This is a genomic window from Citrobacter sp. CK191 (assembly GCF_030333435.1).
In the GTDB taxonomy this organism is placed as follows: Bacteria; Pseudomonadota; Gammaproteobacteria; order Enterobacterales; family Enterobacteriaceae; genus Citrobacter_B; species Citrobacter_B koseri.
The window spans coordinates 429,044-444,028 of the sequence record NZ_JAOWFX010000031.1 but is presented as its reverse complement, the minus strand read 5'-3'; the positions used below and the strand labels follow the sequence as shown (position 1 = coordinate 444,028).

The 14,985-nt window shown below is 51.3% G+C and carries 13 protein-coding genes; 4 read left to right on the top strand and 9 right to left on the bottom strand.

Going from position 1 to position 14,985, the window contains the following annotated elements; genetic code table 11:
* The first annotated feature begins 37 nt into the window (after nucleotides 1-37).
* The 3 genes from shiA (at nucleotide 38) to OGV82_RS13665 (ending at nucleotide 4,720) form a co-directional block, all read left to right on the top strand.
* Complete coding sequence (gene shiA / locus OGV82_RS13675; protein ID WP_012131820.1) at nucleotides 38-1,354, top strand: shikimate transporter; 1,317 nt, start codon at nucleotides 38-40, stop codon at nucleotides 1,352-1,354.
* A gap of 117 nt (nucleotides 1,355-1,471) precedes the next feature.
* Entirely contained in the window at nucleotides 1,472-2,926 is a 1,455-nt protein-coding gene (locus OGV82_RS13670) for an AMP nucleosidase (RefSeq protein WP_286462732.1), read from the top strand.
* Nucleotides 2,927-2,941: 15 nt separating this feature from the next.
* Nucleotides 2,942-4,720 (top strand): aminopeptidase P family protein, encoded by a 1,779-nt coding sequence (locus tag OGV82_RS13665; protein ID WP_047462826.1) that lies wholly within the window; start codon nucleotides 2,942-2,944, stop codon nucleotides 4,718-4,720.
* A gap of 212 nt (nucleotides 4,721-4,932) precedes the next feature.
* Here the strand turns inward: OGV82_RS13665 and OGV82_RS13660 are convergent, their stop codons facing one another.
* The 9 genes from OGV82_RS13660 to OGV82_RS13620 all read right to left on the bottom strand — a co-directional run bounded on the left by OGV82_RS13660 (nucleotide 4,933) and on the right by OGV82_RS13620 (nucleotide 14,435).
* On the bottom strand, nucleotides 4,933-5,331 hold the full coding sequence (locus tag OGV82_RS13660; protein WP_308385077.1) for a P-loop nucleotide/nucleoside kinase family protein: 399 nt from the start codon (nucleotides 5,329-5,331) through the stop codon (nucleotides 4,933-4,935).
* Nucleotides 5,332-5,900: 569 nt separating this feature from the next.
* Nucleotides 5,901-6,551 (bottom strand): formate dehydrogenase-N subunit gamma, encoded by a 651-nt coding sequence (gene fdnI, locus OGV82_RS13655; RefSeq protein ID WP_058669333.1) that lies wholly within the window; start codon nucleotides 6,549-6,551, stop codon nucleotides 5,901-5,903.
* The gene (fdxH, locus tag OGV82_RS13650) at nucleotides 6,544-7,425 is read right to left on the bottom strand and encodes a formate dehydrogenase subunit beta (RefSeq protein WP_047462820.1); all 882 of its coding nucleotides are present in this window, start codon (nucleotides 7,423-7,425) and stop codon (nucleotides 6,544-6,546) included. Before fdxH ends, fdnI begins: the two co-directional genes overlap by 8 nt.
* A gap of 11 nt (nucleotides 7,426-7,436) precedes the next feature.
* Nucleotides 7,437-10,487: a formate dehydrogenase-N subunit alpha gene (gene fdnG / locus OGV82_RS13645; protein WP_072025323.1), complete on the bottom strand. Its 3,051-nt coding sequence runs from the start codon at nucleotides 10,485-10,487 to the stop codon at nucleotides 7,437-7,439.
* Between the two features lie 576 nt (nucleotides 10,488-11,063).
* A complete protein-coding gene (locus OGV82_RS13640) occupies nucleotides 11,064-11,570 on the bottom strand; it encodes an SRPBCC family protein (RefSeq protein WP_047463353.1) in 507 nt (168 codons plus the stop codon).
* A gap of 133 nt (nucleotides 11,571-11,703) precedes the next feature.
* Entirely contained in the window at nucleotides 11,704-12,612 is a 909-nt protein-coding gene (locus tag OGV82_RS13635; RefSeq protein ID WP_044715031.1) for a LysR family transcriptional regulator, read from the bottom strand.
* Between the two features lie 208 nt (nucleotides 12,613-12,820).
* On the bottom strand, nucleotides 12,821-13,120 hold the full coding sequence (locus OGV82_RS13630) for a hypothetical protein (protein ID WP_047463355.1): 300 nt from the start codon (nucleotides 13,118-13,120) through the stop codon (nucleotides 12,821-12,823).
* Nucleotides 13,121-13,329: 209 nt separating this feature from the next.
* Nucleotides 13,330-14,109 carry an SDR family oxidoreductase gene (locus OGV82_RS13625; protein ID WP_047462805.1) on the bottom strand — a complete coding sequence of 260 codons (780 nt, stop codon included), beginning with the start codon at nucleotides 14,107-14,109 and terminating at the stop codon, nucleotides 13,330-13,332.
* Nucleotides 14,109-14,435 carry a nuclear transport factor 2 family protein gene (locus tag OGV82_RS13620; RefSeq protein WP_047462801.1) on the bottom strand — a complete coding sequence of 109 codons (327 nt, stop codon included), beginning with the start codon at nucleotides 14,433-14,435 and terminating at the stop codon, nucleotides 14,109-14,111. Before OGV82_RS13620 ends, OGV82_RS13625 begins: the two co-directional genes overlap by 1 nt.
* Before the next feature lie 90 nt (nucleotides 14,436-14,525).
* Here OGV82_RS13620 and OGV82_RS13615 point away from each other — a divergent pair, with 90 nt between their 5' ends.
* Nucleotides 14,526-14,852: a winged helix-turn-helix transcriptional regulator gene (locus tag OGV82_RS13615; protein ID WP_012131813.1), complete on the top strand. Its 327-nt coding sequence runs from the start codon at nucleotides 14,526-14,528 to the stop codon at nucleotides 14,850-14,852.
* The last annotated feature ends 133 nt before the right edge of the window (nucleotides 14,853-14,985 follow it).

Below are 14,985 nucleotides of genomic sequence, written 5' to 3'. Positions count from 1 at the left end.
TACTAATAACTAAAAAAACAGCACAGACAGGATAACTATGGATTCCACCCTCACCTCCACGCGTCCCCAGGATGAGACGCCTTCGCTTAATCGCGCGCGCCGCGCCGCATTAGGAAGCTTCGCTGGCGCAGTCGTCGACTGGTACGATTTTCTGCTCTATGGCATCACCGCTGCCCTGGTGTTTAATCGTGAATTCTTCCCGCAAATCAGCCCGGCGATGGGTACACTCGCGGCTTTTGCCACCTTCGGCGTTGGCTTTCTGTTTCGCCCGCTGGGGGGTGTGATCTTCGGCCACTTCGGCGATCGTCTGGGCCGCAAGCGTATGCTGATGCTGACCGTATGGATGATGGGTATCGCTACCGCACTGATTGGCATCCTCCCTTCTTTCGCCACTATAGGCTGGTGGGCGCCGGTATTACTGGTGATATTACGGGCTGTCCAGGGTTTTGCCGTCGGTGGCGAATGGGGTGGCGCGGCATTGCTGTCGGTTGAAAGCGCGCCGGAGAACAAAAAAGCGTTTTACAGCAGCGGCGTTCAGGTGGGTTATGGCGTAGGGCTGCTGCTCTCGACCGGTCTGGTCTCGCTGATCAGCACGCTGACGACCGATGAACAGTTTCTGAGTTGGGGCTGGCGCATCCCGTTCTTGTTCAGCATTATTCTGGTGCTTGGTGCCTTATGGGTGCGCAATGGCATGGAAGAGTCCGCCGAATTTGAACAGCAAAAACAGGAAACACCACCGGCGAAAAAACGCTTGCCGGTTATGGAGGCGTTGAGCCGCCACCCTGGCGCATTTCTGAAAATCATCGGCCTGCGCCTGTGCGAGCTGCTGACGATGTATATCGTCACCGCGTTCGCCCTGAACTACTCCACCCAAAATCTGGGCCTTCCGCGTGAGCTTTTTCTGAATATCGGTCTGCTGGTGGGGGGACTAAGCTGCCTGACGATCCCCTGCTTTGCCTGGCTTGCGGACCGCTTCGGTCGTCGGCGCGTCTATATTACAGGTGCCTTAATCGGTACGCTCAGCGCATTCCCGTTTTTTATGGCGCTTGAAGCCCAGTCAATCTTCTGGATTGTGTTCTTCTCCATCATGCTGGCCAATATTGCTCATGATATGGTGGTTTGCGTACAGCAGCCGATGTTTACCGGCATGTTCGGTGCAGGTTATCGCTACAGCGGTGCCGGAGTCGGTTATCAGGTCGCCAGCGTCGTGGGCGGCGGGTTCACTCCCTTCATCGCCGCCGCACTGGTCACCTTCTCCGATGGGAACTGGCACAGCGTTGCCATTTACCTGCTGGCAGGCTGCCTGATCTCTGCCGTTACGGCGCTGTTGATGAAAAATAAACCACACGTCTAATCCCTGTACGGGGGCCATCTGGCCTCCGTCTGTTCTTACGCAACGTCTGACTTTTGTTTCACATTCCTGTGACATACTATCGGGAGAGCAGTACACCTGTGGAACAAGGAGACAGACATGAATAATAAGGGCGCCGGCCTGACCCCGTCTCAGGCGCTGGATAAACTGGACGAACTCTACGAGCAATCGGTTCAGGCTCTGCGTAACGCAATTGGCAAGTATGTTGAAAACGGGGAACTTCCAGACATTACAGCCCGAAATAATGGCCTTTTTGTTTACCCATCGCTTTCCGTCTCCTGGAGCGGCAATGCGACGAATCCCCCCAAGACCCGCGCCTATGGCCGCTTTACCCATGCTGGCTGCTACACCACAACCATCACCCGTCCTGCGCTGTTTCGCCCTTACCTTGAAGAGCAATTAACGCTGCTGTATCAGGATTATGACGCGCATATTGCGGTTGAACCGTCCCATCATGAAATTCCGTATCCTTATGTCATTGACGGTTCCGAGCTGACGCTTAACCGCTCCATGAGCGCCGGATTGACGCGCTTTTTCCCCACCACTGAACTGGCGCAGATTGGCGACGAGACCGCAGACGGTTTGTTCCACCCCGGTGAGTTTTATCCGCTCTCTCACTTCGACGCGCGCCGTGTCGATTTCTCGCTGGCGCGACTGCGTCACTACACGGGGACGCCGGTTGAACATTTTCAGCCCTTTGTTCTGTTTACCAACTACACCCGCTATGTAGACGAATTTGTGCGCTGGGGATGCAGCCAGATTCTGGACCCGGACAGTCCCTATATCGCACTTTCCTGTGCTGGCGGGATCTGGATCACCGCAGAAACCGAGGCTCCCGAAGAAGCCATCTCCGATCTGGCGTGGAAAAAACACCAGATGCCAGCCTGGCACCTGATTACGGCTGAAGGCCAGGGGATTACGCTGGTGAATATTGGCGTCGGACCGTCAAACGCCAAAACTATTTGCGATCACCTGGCGGTACTGCGCCCGGACGTCTGGCTGATGATTGGTCACTGCGGCGGCCTGCGTGAAAGTCAGGCGATTGGCGACTATGTGCTGGCGCACGCCTACTTACGTGACGATCATGTGCTCGATGCCGTACTGCCGCCCGATATTCCCATCCCCAGCATCGCAGAAGTTCAGCGCGCGCTGTATGACGCCACGAAAATGGTGAGCGGCATGCCTGGCGAAGAGGTTAAGCAGCGGCTGCGTACCGGTACGGTCGTCACCACCGATGATCGTAACTGGGAGTTGCGCTACTCCGCCTCCGCATTGCGTTTCAACCTGAGCCGCGCCGTCGCCATTGATATGGAAAGCGCCACAATTGCCGCCCAGGGCTATCGCTTCCGCGTACCTTACGGCACGCTATTGTGCGTCTCCGACAAACCGTTGCACGGTGAGATTAAACTTCCCGGCCAGGCTAACCGTTTTTATGAAGGTGCGATTTCGGAGCACCTGCAAATCGGCATCCACGCCATTGATCTGTTACGCGCAGAAGGCGATCGCCTGCACTCACGTAAACTGCGCACATTCAACGAACCGCCGTTCCGTTAAGGCATGAAGGTGTCTATGAGCAACCCAACTCCTCTTTCCGCCCTGCGTAATCTCCTGATTGCGCAGGGGCTGGATGGCATGATCGTTCCTCGCGCCGATGCTCATCAAAGCGAGGACTGCACGCCACACGATAATAAACTGGCCTGGTTAACGGGCTTTAGCGGTTCTGCCGGACTGGCGTTAGTGCTTCGCGACCGCGCATTGCTGTTTGTGGATGGCCGCTACCAGGTTCAGGCCCGCGCCGAAGTCGATCGTAATGATTTTGAAATTCATCACCTGCATAACGAGCCGCTTGCGGAGTATTTGCAGGAACAGGTTGCCTCCGGCGCACGTATTGCCTTCGAACCTCTGCTGATGGTCAACAGCCAGTTTGAGACACTCTCAGCCACCCACTGCGAACTGGTGGCGTTAGACAGCGATCCGTTCGACGTTGTATGGCAAAACCGCCCCGCCGCCCCCTGCGGCATCATCCGGGAAATGCCCGTTGAAATCAGCGGTGAAAGCAGCGCGCAGAAACGCGCGCGCATTCTCGACGAACTGGCAAAACAGCAGGCGGATTACCTGCCGATCACCCTGCCGGATAATATCGCCTGGATGCTGAACGTGCGCGGCAGCGACCTCAACATGGTGCCTGTTCCTTTCTCGTTTGCGTTATTGCACCGCACGGGCGAACTGGAATGGTTCGTTGATGAAAAGAAAACTCAGCAGTTACCTGCAAGTTTGCTCAGCACGCTGACCATTTCCCCGCCGGGTGAGTTCCTTGCACGCTGTCAGCAACGCGCGGCCGGAAAGCGTTTCCTGGTTGATAAAGATTTCGCCCCGGTCGCCCTGCGCTTCGCTATTGAGCAGCATGGCGGTGACGTCATCTGGTCAGCAGATCCGATTACGCTGATGAAAGCGCACAAGAACGAAACCGAGCTGGCAGGATACCGCGAATGCCATGAGCAGGACGGCGCCGCCTGGGTTAATTTCCTCGCCTGGCTGGCGCACGAAGTGCCGCTGCGTGAAGCCGCAGGCAATCCAATAACGGAGCTGGAAGCCCAGGAAAAACAGCGGGCTTATCGCCAGCAACAACCGGGATTTCTTGAGCAGAGCTTTAACACCATTTCTGCATCGGCAGGCAATGCCGCCATGTGCCACTATCATTCAAGCGAGAAAACAAACGCGCCAGTCACAACCCAGGAGATGTACCTGAACGATTCGGGCGGTCAATATCAGAATGGTACGACAGACACGACCCGTACCCTCGCATTTGGGCCGCAGGAGCCGCAGCGTCGGTTACACTACACCGCTGTGTTGAAGGGCTTTTTGTCGCTGATTACCCTGCAATTCCCCAGCGGAACTCAGGGACACCAGCTTGACGCCTTTACCCGCCGGGCGCTTTGGGATCTTGGTCTGGATTACGATCACGGTGCGGGACACGGCGTAGGCCATCAGCTATTGATTCATGAGCAGCCACACCGTATCGCCAAAAAAGTGAACCCCTGGCCGCTGGTGGCGGGCAACATCATTACGATAGAGCCGGGCTATTACCTCGCCGGACAATACGGTATCCGCATTGAAAATCAGGTCGAAATTATCGAAAGCCGCCCTGGTTTCTGCAAATTCTCCACACTGACGCAGGTGCCGATCGACTTAAGTCTCGTGGAATTGCATCTGCTTAGCGAGGCAGAAAAACTGTGGATTGATGAGTACCATCAGCAGGTAAGAGAAACATTATCCCCTCGCGTAGAAAGCAACGCCCGCCCGTGGCTGTTCGCCGCTACCGCTCCCATACGGGTGCGCGCAAATTAACCCTGTATGCTGAAAACCAAAAGCCCGCTAAAAGTGGGCTTTTTGGGTAGAGGGTCGGGTTTGTGCCAGGAGCGGACATTGCTAAGTTCCCGCTGGAGTATTTCTCAAGACCGAGTCATGGGAAAGAACATCGATGATCCTCGAAACACATTCATCACTGGATAATCTGCTCGAGTCTAGAATGAGGTGTTCTCTGTTCCATGGTTCATAAGTCAAATCGGTGACATCTTTCCAGGCAGGGTTAACCCCTCTACTTCAGACACTCTGGTTTCTACTCGTTTACGATGTTCTATCTTATCGGAGCATATAATCTCAATTTCTAAAAAGCCGGTTCTTGCAGATAAAGCGATTTCTCGATAGGCATCACGGATTAACGCCAGTGGGTTGACTGAGTCAGTGATTACTGTTGCTCCTAATAGCAGATTCTCCCTGGCGAGTGAGTAAGCAACAAAATAACCGGCAGGGCCCATTTCACGGTCACCTTCTTCGGCTTTGAGTATGGCTTGCTCAATCGTGTCAATTCGCAAGTAAAATGCGCTTAACTGCTTTGCCAAAGCCTGAGCGATCGTGCTCTTCCCGCTGCCAGGCAAGCCACTGAAGATGATTAGCATAACGTGTCCTTTAAATGATGAAACCCTGCAGTATTAAAACACAGCAGGCCTTAGATTGTGGGGTTTCGCATCGCAGCGATATGACAAGTGAAGAGTATTACTGCTCATGTTAATACCAGGCGCATCCGCTCCTCGCTCTTAGCTGACATGATTGATCGGGAAAATCTTCCGCACATATCTCCCGACTGTAACTATAAAGCACAGGTTTAAGCTCAGAAAATTTTGGTTTATTAAGTATGGATAAATGCGTAACTTGTTGATTTATACTAAGTGTAATATTGCGGATACACCAGCACGGAAAGTTAACGTGTTGACAATAAATTCGGTATCGAAAACCGTGTTAGGTACAACTCTACCGAGGTTCAAATTCCTATCTCTCCGCTATTATTCAAGAAGTTACCCTTCCTGTTGATAGTGACACATACCGTTGAGAAAAAATGGGAAAAACCAGTGAGAAAAAATAGCGCCAGAGTAATGACTGACGCTACAGTGTTAATCACATTTTTATGTTCAGGGTTGAGCTTATTTTTACCTTTCTGTCGTATACGAGAACCTGAGATTCATGGATGTTATTTGGTCTTTTCTTGTACTTCTTTTTCAGCAGCTTCAACATCACGATACCAGCGAGGATGATGTTTCTTAGCCCACCGTCGACTGACTTTTCCTTCGATCATGCCGGTGATGGAGCCTTTCACCCAGAACGCCATATACATATGAATCAAAATAGCGTGGATCAGCACGATAGCCGCAGTTGCGTGAATCAATAAACTCCAGCGAACGACGACGATTGGAAAATAATGGGTAAAGTAAGGTCGCCAGATAATGACACCCGTCACCAGTAGTACAAAGATCAGGCTCATGATGCTCCAGAACATCATTTTCTGTCCGGCATTATATTTCCCGACATCCGCGACTTTATGTTCATTTCCTTTCAGTACCTCGACAATACCTTTAATCCATGGAATATCTTGTTTATCAGGGATATTGTGATGGACAAAACGGACGAACATAAACATCAGTACGACGAAGATCAGCACGCCAAAGAAGGGATGCAATATCCTTCCCATCTGCGGTGTACCAAAGGTTTCGGTCAACCATTGCAGAGTAGGGAAGAACAGAGCGATACCAGAAAGCGCTACCAGAAAGAAACTGATTACTACTGTCCAGTGACAGGCACGATCAATGAACTTCGTTCTCAGGATCATTTTGCTTTTACTCATGAGCGTTTTCCTCATCATCTGTCTCTTTGTTGGGCCCAATCCCTACATAGTGGTAAATCAGCCCAGCAAAGGTAGCGATAAATCCAGCAGCGGAAAGCGGTTTGAGGATCCCTTTCCATAGATTCACCGGGGTAGCAATATGCGGATCGTTCGGTAAGTTATGGTAAAGTTCCGGCTGATCGGCATGGTGCAAGACATACATCACATGAGTACCGCCCACACCTTGCGGGTTGTACACACCCGCGTTGGTGTATCCGCGTTTTTTTAGTTGTGTTGCACGGGTTTCCGCTACGTTCAGCATCTCTTTCTTGGTGCCAAACTGGATGGCACCTGTCGGGCAGGTTTTCACACAGGCTGGTTCCTGGCCGACGCTGATCCTGTCCACACAGAGCGTGCATTTATAGACACGATTATCTTCAGGGTTCAGCCGTGGGACATTAAACGGGCAACCGGCAATACAGTAACCACAACCGATACAGTGCTCAGACTGGAAATCGACGATACCGTTGGCGTACTGGATGATTGCTCCTGCAGACGGACATGCTTTAAGACAGCCAGGATCCGCGCAGTGCATGCAGCCATCTTTGCGGATCAACCATTCCAGCTTCTCATTCTGGGTGGTTTCGCTAAAACGCATCACAGTCCAGGATTTGGCACTGAGATCTGTAGGGTTGTCATATACACCGTTGCAATATCCGACGTCATCGCGGATGTCGTTCCATTCGGAGCAGGCTACCTGACAGCCTTTGCAGCCAATACAGGTCGTGACATCAATGAGTTTTGCCACTTCGGCACGAAAATCCCGTGCATGCGGCGGTGGAGTAATATTGTTGGTTGCAGAGCGTTTAATAATATCTTGTGATTGCATAGCCATTAGATCCTCCCTTACGCTCGCTCAATGTTAACCAGGAATGCTTTGTATTCTGGTGTTTGTGAGTTGGCGTCGCCGACGGATGGCGTCAGCGTGTTAGCGAGGAACCCTTTGCGTGTAGCCCCTTCAAATCCCCAGTGGCATGGGATCCCAATTGTATCCACCTGCCTGCCGTCAATTGTCAGCGTTTGCAGGCGTTTGGTTACAACGGCTTTCGCTTTGATAAAACCACGTTTGGACATGACCTTCACTGTGTCGCCTGCCGTAATCCCCTTCTTGCTCGCCAGCGCTTCGCCAATTTCGACGAACTGATCAGGTTGGGCGATGGCGTTCAGAAGAGCATGTTTAGTCCAGTGACGGAATAGCTCGGTAATCGAGTAAGTGGTCGCGACGTATGGGAAAATGTCAGATTTGCCCATATTAGCGATATCTCCAGGGTAGATGCGCGCAACCGGACTGGAAACAACATCCGGATGAAGCGGGTTGGTACCAATAGGTGATTCAATGGGTTCGTAATGTTCCGGGAATGGCCCGTCGTTCATTTTGTCGAGAGAAAACAGACGTGCGACACCTTCCGGATTCATGATAAAGGGCCCAACGTTACTGCCCGGAGCGGCCTGACTGTAGTCCGCCACATCCATTCCGGTCCATTTATTACCGTCCCAGTGTAGAAGGGCCCGTTTGACATCCCATGGCTTGCCGGCAGGGTCAGCTGAGGCGCGGTTGTAGAGAATTCGGCGATTTGCCGGCCAGGACCATGCCCAACCTGGCGTACAGCCCAGACCATACGGATCGCTGTTATCGCGATTGGCCATTTGGTTACCTTGCTCGGTCCAGCTTCCACAGTAGACCCAACAGAAGCTGCTGGTCGAGCCATCATCACGAAGCTGAGCAAAGCTGCTCAATTGTTGACCTTTCTTCGCGATCAATTGCCCTTTATCATCGTAGAGGTCTGCCAGCGCTATTCCGTTGGCTTCGCGGGCAATTTCTTCCGGATGTGGGTCATACGGGTCTTTATAGTTCCAGTTGATGCTCATAAGAGGTTCTGGATTCGCACCGCCTTCCTGTTGGTATAGCTCACGCAGACGCATAAACAGACGGCCGAGAATTTTGCCATCATGCAACGCCTCACCCGGCGGTTCGGCCGCTGCCCAATGCCACTGTAACCATCGTCCAGAGTTAGCAATTGAACCGTTCTCTTCTGCAAAACAGGATGACGGCAGGCGGAACACTTCTGTCTGGATATCTTCCGGTTTAACCTCGTTCATTTCGCCGTGGTGCTGCCAGAAGTTAGATGATTCGGTAACCAGTGGATCGATAACCACCATATACTTCAGCTTCGAAAGTGCGCGGGACGATTTGTTTTTATCGGGAAATGCAGCCAGTGGATTGAAACCCTGAACGATGTAGCCGTTTATTTTGCCTTCCAGCATCAGCTCGGCCTGAGTCATCACGTCATAAAGACGATCCCATTTAGGCAGCCAGTCATAACCCCAGCTATTTTCCGCAGTTGCATGATCACCCCAGAAGCTTTTCATCATGCTGACAAAGAACTTCGGCGTATTCTGCCAGTAGTTCACTTCATTTACGCCCAACGCAGGTGGGGTAATTTGCGAGATATAGGTCTGATAGTCCGGCTGTTTTTCGGAAGGCAGCGGCATATACCCGGGGAGGTTGGTCGACAGCAGGCCAAGGTCAGTATAGCCCTGAATGTTTGAGTGGCCACGCAGGGCGTTTACGCCACCGCCAGCCATACCAATATTGCCCAACAGCAGTTGCAGCATTCCGGCCGCACGAATGATCTGCGCCCCGGCAGAATGGTGTGTCCAGCCCAACGCGTACAGAATAGTCGCGGTGCGGTCAGGTACGCTGGTGCTGGCGAGAATGTCGCAAATACGATTGAAGTCCTCCACCGATGTTCCGCACAGGCGACTCACCATTTCCGGGGTGTAACGATCGACATGAGTTTTGAGTAAATTCCAGACACAGCGGGGATGACTCAGCGTTTCATCACGCAGGGCATTTTCCTGCTCATCAAGCTGATAGAACCAACTCGATTTATCATATTGCCGTTTTTTAGGGTCATAGCCGCTGAATAATCCGTCATTGAACTGATAGTCTTCGCGGATCAGTAGAGCAGCATTGGTGTAATGGAGTACGTATTCGTACTGTACGCGCTTGTGTTTCAGCAGATACCGAATGACACCCAGCAGGAACGCGGTATCCGAACCCGCACGGATCGGTGCATAGAGATCGGCAACAGCGGCGCTACGGTTAAAACGTGGGTCGACCACCACAACGGTGGCGTCATTTTTGGTCTGTGCTTCAACCACCCATTTAAAACCAACCGGGTGAGCTTCAGCCGCGTTGCCGCCCATAATCAGCACCACGTTGGCGTTTTTAATATCCACCCAGTTGTTGGTCATTGCGCCACGACCAAACGTTGGTGCCAGCGCAGAAACGGTTGGACCATGGCACAGACGAGCCTGGCAGTCGATGGCGACCATCCCCAGGCTACGGGTAAATTTGTCGTCGAGGATACCGGTTTCATTGCTGGCTGCCGAAGAACACAGCATGCCTGTGGTCGTCCAGCGATTGACGGTCACACCCTGCGCGTTTTTCTCGATGAAATTAGCATCGCGATCATCCTTCATTAACCGCGCGATACGGTTGATGGCATCATCCCAACTGATACGTTCCCATTTATCAGAACCAGGGGCGCGATATTCGGGATACTGCAGGCGTGTTTCACTGTGAATATAATCCAACACGCCAGCACCTTTCGGACACAAAGAACCGCGGCTGACCGGATGATCAGGATCACCTTCAATGTGGTAGATGCTTTCTTTGACGTTTTTAGCTGTATCGCCAAGACTGTACATCAGCATGCCGCAACCTACTGAGCAATAAGTACAGTTATTACGAGTCTCTTTTGCTTTTAAGAGTTTGTACTGACGTGTTTCCGCATGAACGGAAAAAGATGATAAGAATCCGAGAGATGCAACAGTTGTTCCTGCCATACCACCCGCGCAGATTCGAAAGAACTGCCTCCGGCTGAGCTCCATTTTTTCTCCAGCTTAAACTTAAGACATGAAAAAGTTCAGTTATTGTAAGGTTAAATCGAATGATAAACCATTAACTTTTAGTGGTTATTGACATGATGAAATATTGTTTTTTTGATCTCGAGGGGGATTGCCAGGTAAAGAGTTGAACTGATATCTGATGATGGAGAAGCGCTAGAAGGGTTGGCGCTGGATGGTGTCGAACTATTGGGCATCGTGACATACTTCATCAACCGTAGGAGTAATGATAATTGCCCGGTGATCTGACATCGATTCGCGTCGGGATAATACCCCCGGTTTTACCGCAACAATACCTCGCATAAAAAACCAGCATAACAGGCTGGTTCTTAAGGGGAATTTTGGTCGGCACGAGAAGATTTGAACCTCCGCCTCCTGGCACCCTATAATGGAGCTGAAGGCTGCTATGTGCCAGGAGGGGACATTACAGATATGGCCGCGCGGTGTCACTTGCGGGGGTTACATGATTTACCTGTAATCAAGTGCAATAGCAAACGGGCAAATATTCTTGAGGCTACGGGGAAGTGCAGCCTCAGTGATATGACTGTGGAAAGCGGTTTATTATTTCTTTGCTGCTCGAATCAGGCCGTCAAGCCATTCCTGATGACCATTAAGCATTGGGTTCGGGCGGGTATTTGCCAGATCTTTTGCCGGGACTCCGTTCTGTGTTTCCTGCGTTAGGATACGGACCCTGTGACCGGAAAGATCCTCCAGTAGCCACGCATGATGGACATCGAGTCGTTGAGCGGTATCTTTTTCACCGGCCCATCCGTGCCATGCCAGACGAGCAGGTTTACCTTCAGCAGGTGGAACAAACTCCACAACCTGAGCTTCAACTGGGAAACCAAACGTGCTGAAGTAGAAGCGAACCCCATTTTCCAATTCTGGACCTTTGTTGTCATAAAAGCGCACATCGGCGGAATTTTTATAGTATTCCGGCCATAGCAATGGCTGACTCAGGAGCGGCCAGACATCATTGACGTTCAGACCTGAGATGATCATTTCATTAGAAACAAAGTTATCGGTAAAACCCGGAACAAAGTCTTCTGGCCAGTTAATCGCGTTCATAAATTTCTCCAATTGCTATAGTTGAGTGCACTGCGTGTGTCATTACGGCAGTAACGTGATGGCAGTGATTATTGGTGCAATGGAGTTATAAGGCGAATTGTCATTACTTATATTCTTAATAAGATAAATTATATCAGGACGCGGGATGTTGGCTTACTTCTGCGCATAAAGCACGAATCCACTGATGACTTGGGTCACGATGGGTTCGCTCATGCCAGGCCATGCTCTTGGTAAAGCCGGGTACTTTCAGGGGCAAAGGGAGAATGATGAGATCGTTGTTAGTCAGGACCATGCGGTGAGGTACAACTGCAATCATATCAGTCACTCGCAATATATCAGGTATCACCTGAAAACTATTAACTGACATGCCTACTCGTCGTGTCAGACTGAGCTTAGCCAGTGCTTCATCTGTAACACCGGTGAAGTTACCTTCTGAAGACACCAGAATATGTTCCTGTTTGCAAAATTGTTCGAGCGTCATTTCTGAACTCGCTGCCAGAGGATGATGACGTCGTGCTACGCAGACATAATCTTCTTCATAGAGCGCTCTTCCATGCAGGTCTTCGGGGGTTGTTTGCGGTGTTATCAAAGCCAGATCAACTTCACCCCGAGACAACTGCTGATACATTCGCTCATTGTCCACGGGCCGCACGGCGATTTTAATATACGGTGCACGTTGTTTTAGCTCAGCCATCAATGGAACGACAACAGCCTTAAGTGCATAGTCCGTTGCGACGATGGTATAAGTCAGTTCCACCGTCACGGGATCAAATTTCTTTGGTTTCAGCAGGATAGCGATATCGGTGAGGATTTGTTTTACCGGCGTAGAAAGTTCGTTGGCCCGCATTGTGGGGACCATACCGTGGCTGGTGCGAACAAAGAGTGGATCGTCAAAGTAATCACGCAAGCGAATAAGCATACCACTGACGGCAGGCTGCGTCAGGGAGAGGCGCTGTGCAGCCCGAGTCACGCTTCCCTCATCCAGTAATGCATCAAGGGCCTTAAGAAGGTTAAGGTCGAGGGTTCTGATATCATTTTTCATAATGAACTAGCCTGACAGATATTAAAATTTTAATTCAGGCTAAATGCTCGGGAAAAGGTTGTCTAGAAGGTTTGCGAGTGTTTTCCTTTTGGGGGAACTTCCATTTCTGGATGGTAAGCCTTGTACGGATAAGTCCGCTCTTCGCTCACAGCAGACTATAAGAGTTGATTATGTGTTGCACTGTAAGATCAAATCAAAACCAATACATTCAGGCATCTTTCCACAGCTTCACCCATTCAACAGGCAACTGTTCCTTATCAAATCCCTCAAACCAGTAAACTGTACCTTTTGGCCCAACAATCGGCACTTCTCCCCAACCCTGATGAAACAATGCGCGACTCCAGTCCGGCCTGAGACGACCACGCCGTTTAAGGCGCTCACCATTACAAGCAGTTGCTCGTACTGAGGGAAAGTTAATAAAGAAACTTAACGGCATTTCCTCTTTTTGCACACGTTGCAATTGCCTTGATATCCAGTCTTGGTTACGTTTGCGAAGTTTTTGTTTCATTGGCTACTGTTCTGATTCGACTCACTTATCAATCAATGATCTCACTGTAATCCGACATCATGCTTTGTATAAGAATGTCCGCTTCTCGCTCATAGCAGACTATTCACTTACATCAGACTGTTTTGCGTCAAAACAGACGCTACGATTAACCATTTTCTGCCTCTGGCGATCTTAATCGGCTCATAATTCGGGCCGATTAAGATACATGATTACACCGTCGGGATGGTGCCGCCATCTATCACATATTCGGTGCCGGTGATGGCGGCAGCATGAGACGACGCGAGGAAAGCAATGAGCTTCGCCACCTCAATGGGCTTTGACGGACGACCAAGAGGAATACCCCCGAGTGCATTCATGATGATTTGCTTACCGCCTTCGTAATCCGTTCCCGCCTGCTTCGCCAGTCGCTCTGCCATCGCTACCGAAGCTTCGGTTTCGATCCAGCCGGGCGCAACACGAACCACACGGACCCCCTTCGGGGATACCTCTTTCGACAGGCTCTTGCTGTACGCCGACAGCGCAGCTTTTGCCGCCGCATAACCGGTGGTCGATTCCGGTAACGGCAGTTCACGCTGGATAGAGGTGACGTGAATGATAACCCCACTGCCCTGCGCCAGCATCCCTGGCAGCAGCGCACGATCTAAGCGTACCGCTGGCAGCAGATTAAGGTTGAGTTCCTGCTGCCACTCCGTTTCGCCCAATGCTGCAAAGCCACCACCTGGTGAGGTAGAACCGCCCGCAACATGGATGATGGCGTCGACACCTCCCAGATGCATCTGAACGGCTTCAGCTACTGAAGCACACCCGTTGACCGTGGCCAGGTCTGCCGCCACGAAGGCGTCGGCGATACATTCTGTGGGCGTATGACGCGCGGTGGTTAACACCCTGGCACCCAGTTGCTTTAATAATCCAACGACCGCTTTGCCGACGCCTTTGGTGCCGGCAGTAACCAGTATGCGTTTGTCCTGAAAATCAAGATCTAACGACATCAGATAATCTCCAGTGTGTTGATCTTGCCGCCGACCAGGCCGAAAGCATGCTTAAGCACTATCGGGCTGCCGGGAAAATTACCGACGACGTTTGAGGTGACTGTCACCCGGTGGCCTTCGGTGAGGAACTGAACCGGCTCAACGCTGTAGTCAAACGCGGCCTGTGCGGCACGTTGCCATGCCTCGATCGCTGCGTGTCCCTTATGCGTTTTACCTTCGTCTGTCACGACAGCATCGGCGGTAAAACAGTGCTTAACGTTGGCAATATCTGCTCCGTTGCTGATCGCAAAATAGTCAGAAATAGCGTGCGGTAGGGCTAATGACATGGCGCTTTACTCCCGTTGTTTACAGTACAGGAATTTTCAACATAGACTGTGAAATTGACAAGTACGCACGAAAAAGTGAGCAACTGAATTATGAGTAAGTTATACACTCCAGAATCTGCCGCAAGCGGCGTGGAGCATGTGCTACGACTGCTGGAAGGTCGCTGGAAATTAATTATTCTTTTTCATCTGTTCGATGGAAAAGTACAGCGCTATTCCGATTTTGAAAAACTGATCCCGGGTATTTCACAGAAGATGCTGGCTCAGCAACTGCGACAACTGGAAGCCGACGGCATCGTATCACGCACGGTGTACCCTCAGGTGCCGCCGAAAGTGGAATATCGCCTGACCGAGTGGGGGCAAGAACTGTGCCCGGCCCTTGATGCAATGCTGAAATGGGCGGAAAAACGCGAGGATTAGTTGTCACCAGGGCCTTTTTGTCGTGAGCGAAAATCACTGATATCTGGTTTTCGCTCAAATCGGACATGGTTATGCCGAACCTCTTGTCCGGCGTACACCGGGGGCAATGACGATATATTTGGATGGGTTACAT